Annotated in this window: 15 protein-coding genes; 12 read left to right on the top strand and 3 right to left on the bottom strand. The window is 72.7% G+C overall.

Features of this window, described 5'->3' with window-relative positions:
- Positions 1 to 16 precede the first annotated feature (16 nt).
- On the bottom strand, positions 17 to 661 hold the full coding sequence (locus tag ACFVVL_RS20680; protein WP_380297107.1) for an HNH endonuclease: 645 nt from the start codon (positions 659 to 661) through the stop codon (positions 17 to 19).
- A 435-nt stretch (positions 662 to 1,096) separates the two neighbouring features.
- Here ACFVVL_RS20680 and ACFVVL_RS20675 point away from each other — a divergent pair, with 435 nt between their 5' ends.
- From ACFVVL_RS20675 to ACFVVL_RS20635, 9 genes are all read left to right on the top strand, one after another.
- Positions 1,097 to 2,314: a mechanosensitive ion channel family protein gene (locus ACFVVL_RS20675; protein WP_387677230.1), complete on the top strand. Its 1,218-nt coding sequence runs from the start codon at positions 1,097 to 1,099 to the stop codon at positions 2,312 to 2,314.
- A 252-nt stretch (positions 2,315 to 2,566) separates the two neighbouring features.
- The gene (locus ACFVVL_RS20670) at positions 2,567 to 3,757 is read left to right on the top strand and encodes an ROK family protein (protein ID WP_387677227.1); all 1,191 of its coding nucleotides are present in this window, start codon (positions 2,567 to 2,569) and stop codon (positions 3,755 to 3,757) included.
- Positions 3,758 to 3,905: 148 nt separating this feature from the next.
- Positions 3,906 to 5,216: an ABC transporter substrate-binding protein gene (locus ACFVVL_RS20665; RefSeq protein WP_380298140.1), complete on the top strand. Its 1,311-nt coding sequence runs from the start codon at positions 3,906 to 3,908 to the stop codon at positions 5,214 to 5,216.
- Positions 5,217 to 5,257: 41 nt separating this feature from the next.
- Positions 5,258 to 6,256: a carbohydrate ABC transporter permease gene (locus ACFVVL_RS20660; protein ID WP_380298139.1), complete on the top strand. Its 999-nt coding sequence runs from the start codon at positions 5,258 to 5,260 to the stop codon at positions 6,254 to 6,256.
- 21 nt (positions 6,257 to 6,277) lie between these two features.
- Positions 6,278 to 7,189 carry a carbohydrate ABC transporter permease gene (locus ACFVVL_RS20655; protein ID WP_387677223.1) on the top strand — a complete coding sequence of 304 codons (912 nt, stop codon included), beginning with the start codon at positions 6,278 to 6,280 and terminating at the stop codon, positions 7,187 to 7,189.
- On the top strand, positions 7,189 to 8,484 hold the full coding sequence (locus ACFVVL_RS20650) for a 6-phospho-beta-glucosidase (protein ID WP_380422912.1): 1,296 nt from the start codon (positions 7,189 to 7,191) through the stop codon (positions 8,482 to 8,484). Before ACFVVL_RS20655 ends, ACFVVL_RS20650 begins: the two co-directional genes overlap by 1 nt.
- A gap of 142 nt (positions 8,485 to 8,626) precedes the next feature.
- On the top strand, positions 8,627 to 9,646 hold the full coding sequence (locus tag ACFVVL_RS20645; protein ID WP_380287558.1) for an N-acetylglucosamine kinase: 1,020 nt from the start codon (positions 8,627 to 8,629) through the stop codon (positions 9,644 to 9,646).
- Between the two features lie 118 nt (positions 9,647 to 9,764).
- Positions 9,765 to 10,301, top strand: a complete 537-nt coding sequence (locus ACFVVL_RS20640; RefSeq protein ID WP_387677219.1) for a hypothetical protein — start codon at positions 9,765 to 9,767, stop codon at positions 10,299 to 10,301.
- A gap of 92 nt (positions 10,302 to 10,393) precedes the next feature.
- A complete protein-coding gene (locus ACFVVL_RS20635) occupies positions 10,394 to 10,828 on the top strand; it encodes a YybH family protein (RefSeq protein ID WP_380287560.1) in 435 nt (144 codons plus the stop codon).
- Positions 10,829 to 10,917: 89 nt separating this feature from the next.
- Here ACFVVL_RS20635 and ACFVVL_RS20630 read toward each other — a convergent pair whose 3' ends face one another.
- Positions 10,918 to 11,325 (bottom strand): RidA family protein, encoded by a 408-nt coding sequence (locus ACFVVL_RS20630; RefSeq protein ID WP_387677216.1) that lies wholly within the window; start codon positions 11,323 to 11,325, stop codon positions 10,918 to 10,920.
- 85 nt (positions 11,326 to 11,410) lie between these two features.
- Positions 11,411 to 11,977, bottom strand: a complete 567-nt coding sequence (locus tag ACFVVL_RS20625) for a DUF4291 domain-containing protein (protein ID WP_387677213.1) — start codon at positions 11,975 to 11,977, stop codon at positions 11,411 to 11,413.
- A gap of 222 nt (positions 11,978 to 12,199) precedes the next feature.
- On the opposite strand from ACFVVL_RS20625, the gene ACFVVL_RS20620 reads away from it, so the two are divergent.
- The 3 genes from ACFVVL_RS20620 to ACFVVL_RS20610 are packed head-to-tail and all read left to right on the top strand — an operon-like array spanning position 12,200 to position 14,417.
- Positions 12,200 to 12,643: a hypothetical protein gene (locus tag ACFVVL_RS20620; protein WP_387677211.1), complete on the top strand. Its 444-nt coding sequence runs from the start codon at positions 12,200 to 12,202 to the stop codon at positions 12,641 to 12,643.
- Between the two features lie 2 nt (positions 12,644 to 12,645).
- Positions 12,646 to 13,485, top strand: coding sequence for a hypothetical protein (locus tag ACFVVL_RS20615; protein ID WP_387677208.1), 840 nt, complete (start codon positions 12,646 to 12,648; stop codon positions 13,483 to 13,485).
- Positions 13,486 to 13,505: 20 nt separating this feature from the next.
- The gene (locus ACFVVL_RS20610) at positions 13,506 to 14,417 is read left to right on the top strand and encodes a transporter substrate-binding domain-containing protein (RefSeq protein ID WP_387677205.1); all 912 of its coding nucleotides are present in this window, start codon (positions 13,506 to 13,508) and stop codon (positions 14,415 to 14,417) included.
- Positions 14,418 to 14,460 lie beyond the last annotated feature (43 nt).

Genomic DNA, 14,460 nt, shown 5'->3' with positions numbered 1-14,460 from the left:
CCTTGTGGTTCGGGGGTCAGGCGGAGAGCGCCTCGGGCTGTTCTCCGCGGCGGGCGGGGGCGGGGTGCGCGGGGTGCGTGCGGCCGAGCGGCACCGGGTGGGCGGCGTCGGTATGGTCGTGGTGTTCGTACTCGCCCCACTGCGGGGCGCGCAGCTGGTCACCGCCGCCGTACGGCTCCAGGTAGGGCCGCCAGCGCGGGTCCTTGATGCCGGTGCCGATGATCCGCCAGGCCAGTCCGGTGGGCGGGGCCGGTGGTCGCTTCATCCGCCAGCCGAGTTCGGTGAGGTGGCGGTCGGCCTTGGTGTGGTTGCAGCGGCGGCAGGCCGCCACCACGTTGTCCCACCGGTGCTGGCCTCCCCGGCTGCGCGGGATGACGTGGTCGACGCTGGTGGCGGCGGCCCCGCAGTAGACGCAACGGCCGTGGTCGCGGGCGAACAGCGCCCGGCGGGTGAGCGGGACGGGCCCGCAGAACGGGACCCGCACGAAGCGGGTCAGTCGGACGACGGAGGGCGCCGGGAGGGCGCTGGTGGCGCTGTGCAGAGTGACACCCGAGTCCTCCAGGCTGACCGCCTTGTGGTTGAGGACGAGGATGAGTGCGCGGCGCATCGATACGACGCCGAGTGGCTCGTACGACGCGTTGAGGACCAGGACATGCGGCACGGATGCCTCCTTGGACGCCTGCGGCGCGTGGCTCGCGCCGGGACGAGCGGTTGGATCGCGCAACGGGTGCGTGATCTCCCCCAGTGTCGCCTTACGCCTTCGTGCGGCGCCACCACTCCTGTGTAACGGACCTGACGTGAACTCCGGGTGTGGCTTCTGTCATACCCGGTATGCCCGGGGGAAGGGCGGGTTGCACTCCGGTGCCCCGGCGGGGTACCGCTGGGCCGGTCGGAGCAGTGCGGCAAGCGGCGCTCGGGGGCCCGGACGGGGCGTTCGCACCGGTCCGCGCGCCCTCCGAACGGCCGATCGGCGTGTCAGGGTGCGAGCCCGGCACGGCTTAAGGTAGTGCGGACGGTCCGCAGGCCAGGGGCGTGCCACCCGGGCGTGCCCCGCGTCGACGGGCCGTGCCACGACCCCAGCAGGAAGGTCCCGCACGTGTTCCGGTCCGGTGCCGCCGGCCTCCTCGCCGAAGCGTCCGCCACGACGCCGGCCTCGACGCCCGCCCCGTCCCCGACTCCCACGGCCCCGGAGTTGCCCGACCTCAGAATCCCGACCAGCGCCCAGGAAGTGTCCGACACCACCCGGCAGGCCGCCGGCTGGTTCGACGAGCACTGGCAGGACTGGCTCGCCGGCGGGATCCGGATCGTCTTCATCATCGTGCTGGCGCTGGTGCTGCGGGCGATGGTGCGCAAGGTGATCACCCAGCTGATAACGCGGATGATCCGGCCGGGCGAGAGCGAGGACGAGCCGAGCCGCCTCGGCGGCCTGCTGGCCAACACCGGGGTGGTCAACCCCGAGCGGCGCCAGCAGCGCGCGGAGGCGATCGGCTCGGTGCTGCGCAGCGTCGCGTCGTTCACGATCCTCGGCACGGCGGCGCTGATGGTGCTGTCGGCGCTCGGGATGAACCTGGCGCCGCTGCTGGCGAGCGCCGGTGTGGCCGGTGTGGCGATCGGTTTCGGCGCCCGCAACCTGGTCACCGACTTCCTCTCCGGGGTCTTCATGATCATGGAGGACCAGTACGGCGTCGGCGACGAGATCGACACCGGGGTGGCCACCGGCACGGTGCTGGAGGTCGGCCTGCGGGTGACCAAGCTGCGCGGCGCGGGCGGTGAGATCTGGTACATCCGCAACGGCGAGGTGAAGCGGATCGCCAACATGAGCCAGGGCTGGTCGACGGCCTCGGTGGACGTCCAGGTCGGCTACAAGGAGGACCTGGAGCGGGTCGAGGCGCTGATCGCGGAGACCGCCGAGGCGATGGCCAAGGAGGCGCCGTACGACGAGCTCGTCTGGGCGCCGTTCAAGATCCTGGGCGTGGAGTCGGTCGCGGCGGACTCCGTGGTGCTGCGGATCGAGGCGCGCACCGCCCCGGGCAAGTCGCTGAGCGTGGCCCGGGCGCTGCGCCAGCGGGTCAAGCGGGTGCTGGACGAGGCCGGGATCAAGGTCAAGGAGGAGGTCGCGCCGGTGGCCGCGGGCACGGGCGCCGGCACCACCGCCGCCGCCATGGCGCTGACCACCGCCACGGTCCCGCCCCCCGCGACCGACGCGGCCCCGCCGTCCGCCCTGTCCGACCCCACCTCCGCGGGCTACAAGGCCGCCACCCCGATACCGGCCCCGGTCCGCCCCGCCGACGACACCACCACCAAGGCGCCCTGACGTTCTCCCCCGGGCCCCGTCTCCGAGCCACTCGGAGACGGGGCCTTCCCCTTGCCCGACGCCACGCCCGTCACCGGGGACCGGGGGCGGGGGCGGGCTGGTAACGAGTCGGCATCCTCCGGTGGAAGGGCCATTGACACCCCGCTGACGGGGCCCGTACGGTCCTGTCCCAAGCGACTGGAAAGTTTCCTAACAGTTCGCCACCCGGCCCGCCCCGGCACTGCCGGCCGCCCTGAGGAGGAGGATCTTCGCGTGACCAGAAGCACCGCCAAGGCCCCCCTCGCCGGCACGCCCAGTCTGCTGCGCGCCATCAACGACCGTGCCGCCCTCGAACTCCTGCTGGAGAACGGGCCGCTCTCCCGCACGCAGATCGGCACCCTGACCGGCCTCTCCAAGCCCACCGCCTCCCAGCTGCTGGCCCGCCTGGAGGCGGCCGGGCTGGTGCTGCCGGTGGGCACCACGGCCGGCGGCCCGGGCCCCAACGCGCAGCTGTACCAGGTGAACCCGGCCGCCGGGCACGTCGCCGGACTGGACGTCACCAACAGCCACGTCAGGGTCGCGGTCGCCGACATCACCGGCTCCACGCTCGCCGAGCACGTCGTCCCCACCAAGGGCTGGGCGGCCGCCGAAACGGTTCCGCGGGTCGCCGGGGCGGTCGCCGAGACGGTCCGCGCCGCCGGGCTCGCCGAGGGCGCCCTGCACACCGTGGTGATCGGCGTCGGCGGCGCGCCCGACCCGGTCACCGGCAAGCTGCGCTACGCCTCCCACCTGCCCGGCTGGCACGCGCCGCGGCTGGCCGGGAACCTCGCCGCGGCGATCGGCGCGCCGGTGACCATCGAGAACGACGTGAACCTCGCCGCCGTCGCCGAGCAGTCCTCCGGCTCGGCCCGCGGGTTCGAGGACTTCGTGCTGCTCTGGGCCGGGGAGGGCATCGGCGCGGCGATCGTGATCGCCGGCCGGCTGCACCGCGGCTTCACCGGCGGCGCCGGGGAGGTCGGCTACATGCCGGTGCCCGGCGCACCGGTGGTCAAGGACGTCCGCCGCCGCAACTCCGGCGGGTTCCAGGAGTTGGTCGGCGCCCCCGCCGTCCGGGCCCTGGCCAGGGAGCACGGGCTCGGCGCGCCGACCGCCGAGGAGTCGGTCGCCAGGGCGCTGGCCACCCCGGGCGCGGGCGACGCGTTCCTCGCCGAGCTCGCCGCCCGGCTGGCCGTCGGGCTGGCCGTGATCGTCGCCGTCGTCGACCCCCGGCTGGTGGTGGTCTCCGGCGGGGTGCCGAACGCGGGCGGCGAACGGCTGCGGGCCCTGATCGCCGAGGAGCTGGCCCGGATCGCGGCCGCCCGGCCGGAGGTGCGCGGCAGCGCGCTGACCGGCTCCCCCGTTCTGCTCGGCGCGCTGCAACGCGCGCTGGCGGCCGCCCGCGAGGCGGTCTTCTCCACCCACTGACGCTCCGCCGCACTCCCCTGCACCCACCTCTCCCCCATCCCCAACGCGGGACCCGAGGCAATGACGCCTGCCCGCGCAGCCCCAGGAGGACCTCGAAGTGCACTCCACCACCTCCCGTTCCCGCAGAGGCCGCCGGACCATCGCCGCCGTGACCGGCAGCGCCGTCCTCGCCCTGCTCGCCACCGCCTGCACCGGCAGCAGTGACGGCTCCGGCAGCGACGACTCCGCCAGTGGCAAGGACGTCACCATCACCTTCTGGCACGGCTGGAGCCAGGACAGCGAGGTGAAGGCGATCAACGACAACGTCGCCGCCTTCGAGAAGGCCCACCCCAACATCCACGTCAAGGCCGTCGGCAACATCGCCGACGACAAGGTCAACCAGTCGCTGCGGGCCGGCGGCGACGACGCCCCCGACGTGGTCTCCTCGTTCACCACCAACAACGTCGGCATGTTCTGTTCGACCAAGGCCTTCGTCGACCTCAAGCCGCTGCTGGCCAAGGACAACATCGACGCCGCCAAGACCTTCCCGGCCGCGATGCTCGACTACACGCAGTTCCAGGGCAACCAGTGCTCGCTGCCGCTGCTCGGCGACGCCTTCGGCCTCTACTACAACAAGAAGGCCTTCGCCGCCGCCGGCATCACCAACCCGCCGAAGACCTTCAGCGAGTTCGCCGACGCCGCCAAGAAGCTCACCATCGCCGAGGGCGACAGCTACAAGCAGCTCGGCTTCATGCCGCTCTACCACGGCTACGAGTCGACCACCGAGCACCTCCTCGGCCAGTACGGCCCCACCTACTTCGACTCCGCCGGCAAGTCCACCCTCGCCACCGACCCGAAGGTCGCCGCGATGCTGAACTGGCAGAAGGGCCTGGTCGACCAGCTCGGCGGCTACGACAAGCTGGAGAAGTACCGCTCCACCTTCGGCGAGGAGTTCAGCGCCAAGAACCCGTTCCACACCGGCCAGGTCGCGATGGCCATCGACGGCGAGTGGCGCACCGCCTCGCTCGCCACCGACAAGCCGGACTTCGAGTGGGCCACCGCGCCGTTCCCGGTGCCGGACGACCAGAAGGACACCTACGGCCGCGGCTACCAGACCGGCACCATCGTCGGCATCGCCAGCACCAGCAAGAAGCAGGCGGCCGCCTGGGAGTTCGTCAAGTTCCTGACCACCGACACCGACGCGGTCGTCTCCTTCGCCAACGCGATCCACAACGTGCCGAGCACCCTCGCCGCGCTGGAGTCGCCGAAGCTGATCGCCGACGAGAACTTCAAGACCTTCGTGAACATCGCGAAGCACGCGAGCTCCGGCACCACCCCGCCGGTCGTCAACGGCGGCGGCTACATCGTCTCCCTGCAGAACCTCGGCTACGACTACGAGTCGGGCAAGCAGGGCGACCTCGCGGCCGGTCTCGCCGCCACCGCCAAGGAGATCGACGCCGCCATCGCCCAGGCCAAGTAGCGCCCGCCACCCCGCGCGTCCGGCCCGTCCACGGAGCTCCCATGTCACTCGCGTCCGCCACCCGCAAGGGGGCCGGAGCGACCGCCCCGGCGGCGCCTCCCGTGCAGCAGCAGCTGCGCCGGAAGCGCCGCCGGGCGGCGGCCCGCAACCTGGCCTTCCTCTCCCCCTGGCTGATCGGCTTCAGCGTCTTCTTCCTGTACCCGCTGATCTCGACCGTCTACTTCTCGTTCACCAAGTACAACGGCTTCGGCTCGCCCACCTTCAACGGCCTGAAGAACTGGGACTACGTCTTCAACGACCTCCCGGCGTTCTGGCAGGGCCTGCGCAACACCCTGTGGCTGGTCGTCATCATGGTGAGCCTGCGGGTGGCGTTCGGCCTCGGCATCGGGATGCTGATCACCAAGATCAAGAGCGGCGTGGGCTTCTTCCGCACCGCCTTCTACCTGCCGTACCTCGCCCCGCCGGTGGCCGCCACCGTCGCCTTCGCCTTCCTGCTCAACCCCGGCACCGGCCCGGTCAACCACTTCCTCGGCGAGATCGGGCTGCCGCAGCCCGGCTGGTTCGCCGACCCGGAGTGGTCCAAGCCCGCGCTCACCCTGCTGGCCATGTGGGGCGTCGGCGACCTGATGGTCATCTTCATGGCGTCCCTGCTGGACGTCCCGCGCGAGCAGTACGAGGCCGCCGAGCTCGACGGGGCCGGACCGTTCCAGCGGTTCCGGTACGTCACCCTGCCGAACATCTCGCCGATCATCATGTTCGCGGTGGTCACCGGGGTCATCCAGACCATGCAGTACTACACGCAGGCGATCGTCGCCGGGAAGGTCGCCGGCGGCATCGCGGGCAACTCCGGCCAGCAGTTCGAGCCCGGCTACCCGTCCGGCTCCACCTGGACCCTGCCGCAGATGGTCTACAACCTCGGCTTCCAGCGCTTCAACTACGGTGCGGCGTGCGTCGTCGCCCTCGTGCTGTTCGTCATCTCGATGGCCGTCACCTCGGTGCTGCTGCGCCGCCGGTCCGGCTTCATGGCCAGCGACGACTAGCGGACCGGTGAGGACACGATCATGACTCTCAGCCCGACCCTCCCCGCCGAGGCGCCCGGCCGCGGCACCGCCCGCGGCCCCGCCACCGCCGCCGCCCGCACCGCCCGCCGGCGCGCGCTGCTCAACTGGGTGGCCGTCCACTCGCTGGCCGTCGCGGCCGGCCTGTTCTTCCTGCTGCCGTTCGTCTTCGCCTTCCTGACCTCGGTGATGTCGGACAGCCAGGCGCTCACCACCGACTACTGGCCCACGTCCTGGCACTGGGGCAACTACAGCAAGGTCTGGAACGCCCCCGGCTTCCTCACCTGGTGGCGCAACACCCTGCTGTACGCGGGCCTCGGCACCGTGCTGACCATCGTCTCCAGCCTGCCGGTCGCCTACGCGCTCGCCAAGTTCCGCTTCCGCGGCCGCAATCTGGCGCTGATGGCGGTCATCGCGATGATGATGCTGCCGCCGCAGGTCACCGTCATCCCGATGTACCTGTTCTGGGCCAAGCAGATGGGCCTGGGCGGCTCGCTCTGGCCGCTGATCATCCCGATGGCCTTCGGCGACGCCTTCTCGATCTTCCTGCTGCGGCAGTTCCTGATGACCATCCCCAAGGAGTACATCGAGGCGGCCCGGATCGACGGCTGCGGCGACCTGCGCACCCTGCTGCGGGTGGTGCTGCCGATGGCCAAGCCCGCCATCGCCGCCGTCGCGCTGTTCCAGTTCTTCTACTGCTGGAACGACTACTTCGGCCCGCAGATCTACGCCAGCAACAACCACGACGCCTGGACCCTCTCCTACGGCCTGGAGTCCTTCAAGGGCGCCCACCACACCAACTGGAACCTCACCATGGCCGCCACCCTCCTCGTGATGGCCCCGGTGATCATCCTCTTCTTCTTCGCACAGAAGGCCTTCATCGAAGGCGTGACACTGACAGGGGTCAAGGGCTGATGTCCGCACTCAAGCTGGCCATCGTGGGCGGCGGTTCGACGTACACCCCGGAGCTGATCGACGGCTTCGCCCGGCTGCGCGACACCCTGCCGATCGGCGAACTCGTCCTGGTGGACCCGGCCGCCGAGCGGCTGGAGCTGATCGGCGGCCTCGCCCGGCGGATCTTCGCCAAGCAGGGCCACGGCGCGGTGGTCACCACGACCACCGACGTCGCGGCCGGCGTCGCCGACGCCGACGCGGTGCTGCTGCAGCTGCGCGTCGGCGGGCAGGCGGCCCGCAACGAGGACGAGACCTGGCCGCTGGAGTGCGGCTGCGTCGGCCAGGAGACCACCGGCGCCGGCGGCCTCGCCAAGGCGCTGCGCACCGTCCCGGTGGTGCTCGACATCGCCGAGACGGTCCGGCGCGCCAACCCCGACGCCTGGATCGTGGACTTCACCAACCCGGTCGGCATCGTCACCCGGGCCCTCCAGGACGCCGGCCACAAGGCCGTCGGCCTGTGCAACGTCGCGATCGGCTTCCAGCGGCGCTTCGCCAAGCACCTGGGCGTCGACCCGGAGCTGGTCCGGCTCGACCACGTCGGCCTCAACCACCTCACCTGGGAGCGCGGGGTCACCCTGCTCGACGCCCCCGGCGCGGCCGGCGGGCGCGAGGTGCTCCCCGAGCTGCTCTCCGGCTTCGGCAAGGAGATCGCGGAGGACCTGCACCTGCCGCAGCGGGTGATCGAGCGGCTCGGCGTCGTGCCGTCCTACTACCTGCGGTACTTCTACCAGCACGACCTGGTCGTCGAGGAGCTGAAGTCCAAGGGCTCGCGGGCCGCCGAGGTCGCCGCGATCGAGCGGCAGCTGCTGGAGCTCTACGCCGACCCGGCGCTCGACACCAAGCCGGAGCTGCTCGCCAAGCGCGGCGGCGCGTTCTACTCCGAGGCGGCGGTGCAGCTCATCGCGGCGCTGCTCGGCACCGGCGGCGGCACCTCCGTGCAGGTGGTCAACACCCGCAACGACGGCGTGCTGCCGTTCCTGCCGGACGACGCCGTGATCGAGGTGCCGGCCGAGGTGGACGCGGCGGGCGTGCGTCCGCTGCCGCAGCGTCCGCTGGAGCCGCTGTACGCGGGCCTGGTCGCCGCCGTCACCGCGTACGAGCACCTCGCCCTGGACGCCGCCCTGCGCGGCGGCCGCGACCGGGTCTTCGACGCGCTGCTCGCCCATCCGCTGGTCGGTCAGATCGAACTCGCCGACCAGCTGACGGACCGGCTGCTCGCCCACAACCGCGAGCACCTCCCCTGGGCGCGCGGCTGACCCCGGGCCCGACCCGCCCGTCCCCCGGTCTCCGGCCCGCGCTCCGTGGGGGAGCGCGGGCCGGATCGCGGGCGGAGACACCCCACCCCCGGCCGGGAAAGACCCCCGGCCGGGCCACGTACGACGAGCCGCGGGAACCCCAATGACCCACCAGCCCGAACCGCACCTGCCCGGCGTCCTCGCCATCGACGCCGGCAACTCCAAGACCGATGTCGCCCTCATCGGCGCCGACGGCACCGTCCTCGGCTCGGCCCGGGGCGGCGGCTTCGTCCCGGCGGCCGTCGGCGCCGCCACCGCCGTCGACGGCCTCGCCCCGCTGGTCGAGGAGGCCGCCGCGGCCGCCGGCGTCACCGGCTGGAGCGGCCCGCTGACCGGCCACGTCAGCGCCTGCCTGGCCAACGCCGACCTGCCGGTCGAGGAGGAGGCGCTGCGCGTCGCCCTGGAGTCCCACCCCTGGGGCGCCAGCAACACCGTCGTCAACGACACCTTCGGCCTGCTGCGGGCCGGCACCGACGGCCCGCGCGGCGTCGCCGTCGTCTGCGGCGCCGGCATCAACTGCGTCGGCCTGCTGCCCGACGGCCGCACCGCCCGGTTCCCGGCCCTCGGCAACCTCACCGGCGACTGGGGCGGCGGCTGGGGCCTGGCCGGCGCCAGCATGTGGCACGCCGTGCGGGCCGAGGACGGGCGCGGCGGGCCGACCGGCCTGGCCGCCGCCATCGCCGAGCACTTCGGCCTGCCCACCACCGGCGCCGTCGCCGAGGCCGTCCACCTCGGGCACCTGCCGTCCGCGCGGCTGCACGAGATCGTCCGGGTGCTCTTCGCCGTCGCCGGGACCGGGGACGCCACGGCGCTGTCGCTGATCGACCGGCAGGCCGACGAGATCACCCGGCTCGCCGTGGTCGCCCTGCGGCGCCTGGAGCTGCTGGAGACGCCCACCCCGCTGGTGCTCGGCGGCGGGGTGCTCGCCTCCCGGCAGCCGCTGCTGATCGACAACCTGACGGCCCGGCTGGCGGCGGAGGCACCGCTCGCCGAGCCCCGCGTCGTGGTCGCCCCGCCGGTCCTCGGCGCGGCCCTGCTCGGGCTGGACCACCTGGCGGCCGGGCCGGAGGCCCAGGAGCGGGTGCGCCGGGCCTACGACCCGGCGCACCCGGTCGCGGCGTAGCGCCGCGTCCTCGCCCCGCCTCCGCCCCCGCCGGGTCCGCACGCCCGGCGGGGGCGGTCCTCCGGATCCCCGGTGCAGGAGCTGTCTCGTCCGGCCGGGTTCCTGGGAGACTCGGCCCATGACCGCGCCCCGTCGCCTGCTCCTCGCCGCACTGCTCTGTTGCGCCGCCACCAGCGGGCTCGCCGCCTGCACCCCGATCGACGAGGACCCGACACTGGCGATGGCCTCGGACGACATCGAGGACCCCGAGGACGGCGAGGACACCGAGGACGAGGAGTTCTGGGACTCCCCCGGGGCCGATGCCCCGCCCGGTCTCGACGCCGCCTCCCCCACCCCCTGCGCCGCCCCGGCCGGCCACCGCACCGTGCGGGTCCTGGCCGTCGTCGGCGGCCGGCTGACCGTCCGCCCCGCCTGCGCCCCCGACGCCGCACCCGCCGTCCATCCGCTCGCCGCGCACGCCACCGCCACCCTGGTCGACCTCCCCCACGACGAGCCCGCCAAGGAGGTCCAGCTCCCCGTCCTGCTGGACCACCTGGACACCTGTCTGGACGGCGGCGAACCCGAGCTCCCGTACGCCTGCTACGGCGACACCTACGACGTGGTGCTGGACGCCCGCGGGCGGATCACCCGGATCCGGGAGCTGCGCGGTCCGTGACCGGGCTTGACCTCAACCGCGGTTGAGGTTGTCGGATGGTCTCCGGCGGTGGTCACCACCGCGGAACGCCGATGCGGGGAGAGGTGCTGGTCGTGGCTGACGGGGTGCTGGTGGCGGGGGACGTGCCGGTGGCGGTGCGGGAGGCGGTGACCGGGGTGGTCGCGGCGCTGGAGGACGCGTTCAACCGCAAGGACGCGCAGGCGCTCGGCGCGCAGTTCGGCGAGCAGGCGTCCTGGACCAACGCGGCCGGCCGGCGGCTGGACGGGCGGGAGGCGATCACCGCGTTCAGCGGGCCGGCGATGCGGGAGTTCCTCAAGGACGCCCACGCCCGCTACGAGGTGGTGAAGCTGCTGGCGGTCGCGGACGGCGTGGTCGCCGTCAACGTGGCCCAGACGCCCACCGACGCCGGGGGCCGCCCGGTGGCGGGCCCGCACGGCCGGGCGCTCTACGTGCTCGCCCGGCAGGCGGACGGGTGGAAGATCGTGGCCGGTCAGAACAACGCGGTCGATGCCCAGTCCGCAGCGTAGGTCCTGACCGGTCCCGGACCGGGGCCGCCTCCCGATCCCGTGATCGTGCCGGGGAGGCGGCCCCCTTTCGTCGTCCGCCGGCCCGGCCGTCAGGGGGCGGGGCGCACCGCGACGGCGTCGATCTCGACGAGCATCCCGGGCAGCGCCAGCGTGGCCACCCCGCTGAGGGTCTGGGCGGGCAGGCGCTCGCCCCAGGTGTAGCGCAGGGCCTTGTTGAGGATCTCCAGCTTCTCCTGGTCGTGGTCCTTGATGAACGAACCGAGCCGGACGACGTTCTCGAAGCCGAGGCCGACGGCGGTCAGCGCCCGCCGGAGGTTCTCCAGGGACAGTGCGACCTGGCCGGCGAAGTCCTCCACCGCCACCTGGCCGTCGGCGTCGGAGGCGTACTGCCCGGCGAGGTACACGGTCTCGCCGGCGGCGGAGACGACGTGGCTGTAGCCGAACGGCCTGGGGTCGTGCAGGTCGGCGGGGTTGGTGATGACGCGGTTGTCGCTCACGAGTGCGGTGCCTTCCGGTGCGGTGTCCACGGTCCGGCCGGGACAACGCCCGACGGACCGGCGGTCATCCCGCCCTGACGGCACATCACCCATTGGCACCAAGGCGCCGGGCGAGCGGGCGCGGCAGCGGGTAGGGGCGCTCCGGGGGCAGCAGCCGCTGCGCCTGGGCGGTGCGGCCCTGCTGGAGCAGCCCGGCGATCCGCCGCACCTGCGGGGTGAGGTCGGTGATCCCGGTGACCCACTCCTCGGCGAAGGTGCGGATCAGGGTGCGGCCCACGCCGACCTGGATGCTGTAGTGGTTGAGCGCGGTGCCGCGCAGCGAGCGCTCCGGGTCCCACTGGAGGTGCACCTCGGCGCGGGCGAGCAGCGCCGGGTCGCCGGTGGTCAGGACGGCCCGCCCGAGCGCCTCCTCCCAGCCCGCCCGGGTGATCCGCACCGCGAGGACGCGCTCCTGGCCGGGCTTGCGGGCCCAGTTGCTGCGGTGCATCAGCCAGCGGAACGAGGGCTTGATCCACGTCATCCGCCCGAAGGAGAACGGCGGGACGAACCGCCCGGCGGCGAGGGCCGCGTCGGCGACGGCGGGGGCGTACGCCTGGTAGACGACGACGGTGGCGGCGTCGAAGTCCGCCCGGATCGCGTACAGCTGTTCCATGGGGCCCGACTCTGCCACGGGCCCTCGGCCCGGTCGACCGGATTCCCCTCCACCCGCACGGCGGCCGCGCGGACCGCTCGTGATCCCAACCGCCCTTGAAAGATCATCATTTGACCGGTCATCAGCCGTGACGAGTGAGGTGCACGACGGTCCCGCTGTCGCTACCATCCCTTCCACACAGCTGACTGTGTGTGGCCGAGATGCCTTGGGGGGCCGGAAGCCATGTCCGAACTGCTGACCGACATCACCGCGATCGCTCCGTACTTCACCGTCGCCGCGACGACCTTCGGAACACAACTGGCCCAGGAGGCCGCCCAGCGCGTCGCCACCGGAACGGCGGACGCGGGCGAGGGGTTCTTCCGCCGGCTCTTCGGCCGCCGCTCCGGCGAGGTGCCCGGAGCACTGGTCCGGCACAACCTCCCCGAGGACCAGGTCGACCGGCTGTTGCTGGGCCTGAGCGAGGCCGACCGCGTCCGCCTGGCCGAGGCGCTCGCCACCTGGCTCGACGGCGGCGCGACGGACGGGCTCGCCCCGGAACGCCTCGTCGAGACCGTCCGGGCGGTGCACGTCGAACAGCCCGGCCCGGTCACGGTCACCACGAACGGCCCCAACTCGATCGCCGTCAACACGATCGGGAACGGCGCGACCTTCAACCTCGGTCACTGACGATGACCGAGCCTCCGGCTGACGACGACCCGGGCAACGACCACGACGACCGGTCGGCCGGCTCCCGGCGGGCGGGCCGGCCTCCGGGCGACGACCACTCCTCGCACAGCACCACCCACGGCGGCCAGTCGATCTCCACGCACCGGATCGGCAACCACGCCACGTTCGTCTGGAAGAGCTTCGACCTGTACGCCGCCGTGGCGCTGCTTCCGCTGCTGCTCGTCCTGGGCATCGCCGGCTACGCGGTCCTGGACTGGCCCGGCGGCCCGCAGGACCAGTACCTCTGGTTCTACCTCGCCATCGGCGTCGGCTTCGCCCTGGCGGTCTGGTGCGCCGTCGGCGGGATGACGACGGCCCTGCGGCGCTCGGGGGACCGGGCCCCGGCGGAGGCGGCCCCGGGCAGGCCGGTCAGGGCCTGGTGGTGGCTGCTGACGGCCACGATGGTGCTCCCGCTGATCGCCCTGGCCGGGCTGACGAACGTTCGGCGCAACGGGGAGGTCCCCGTGGGGATCGTCGTCCAGGACGGTGGCTCCGCGGCCGGAACCTGGAAGCTGCTGGTGCCTCCGGCCGCGCCCGGGAAGGCCCGCAACCGGCTGAGGCTCGAACTGGTCCTCGCGGACGCCAACCCGTCGCTCGGCTCCTGCATCCACCGGACGAAGGCCACCCTGCGGGTGAGCACCCCGGGTGTCACCCCGTCGGAAAAGTCGGTTCAGACCCGCTCGGAGGTGGTGTTCGACCTCGGCGGGCAGCACGGCGGGGTGGTCATCGACGTCGCGGTGCAGACCCCGCAGGGCTGTGGGATACGGGTGGCGAAGGCCGGCGGCACGCTCTTCAACCAGTGACGACAGAACGGGGGACGCACATGACGGAAACGGCGCGAGGAGCGGCGGCGGCCCGGGCCGCCGCCATGGCGGCTCTCCTGGCCGTCGCCGCCGGGGGATGCGGGGCGGATCCGACGCCTTCGCTGTTCGCCAACGCGAAGCAGGTCCGGGTCGGCGCGAAGAACGACCAGCCCGGAACCGGCTTCGAAGCACACGCCGGCGAGTTCAGCGGGCTGGACATCACGGTGACCACGGAACTCCTGAACGAGATCGGGGCCAAATCCCCGATCTTCGGCGGGGTCCTCTCCAAGAACCGGGCCATCGACCTCCACAGCAAGAAGTTCGACCTCGTGGCCGCGACCTTCTCGATCACCGACAACCGGATGCTCCCCCTCGGGACATCCACGGAGGCGGGGGGACTCGACTTCGTCGGCCCGTACGCGTCCACCCTCCAGGGCATGCTGGTGCGGGCGGCGGACAAGGACCGCTACCGCACCCTGGACGACCTCGTCGGCAAACGGGTGTGCGTCTGGGGCGGTACGACCTCCGCCGAACAACTCAAGGAGACCGGCAAGCAGTTCGACACGACCGTGCTGGACGACGCCGGGTACTGCGTCAAGGCCCTCAAGGAGAACAGGACCGACGCGGTCTCCACCGATCTGCTGATCCTGTACGGCTTCATGCAGGCGGACGCGTCGCTGACGGTCGTGCCGGAGCTCGCGTTCGGAAGAGGCAACGACTACGGCATCGCCCTGGCGAAGGGCCACCGCAAGGACTGCGAACGGCTTCGGGACGCGCTGAAGAAGTACGTGGCGGGCAACAACTGGACCCGCGACCTCAGGGACAACCTGAAGCTGGTCCCGCAGGCGATGGCCGACGAGGCCAGGCCGACGGCGACCGAGATCGACGCGCTCTCCTGCCGGGACCATCCGGACCCCGCGTACGCGAAGTGACGACCGCGCGAACCGGGGCGGGACGTCGGCCGGTCCGACGTCC

The sequence above is a fragment of the Kitasatospora sp. NPDC058115 genome (assembly GCF_042884635.1).
Lineage (GTDB): Bacteria > Actinomycetota > Actinomycetes > Streptomycetales > Streptomycetaceae > Kitasatospora.
Note: the sequence above shows the minus strand (reverse complement) of the source record. Positions and strands in the feature narration are given on the sequence as shown.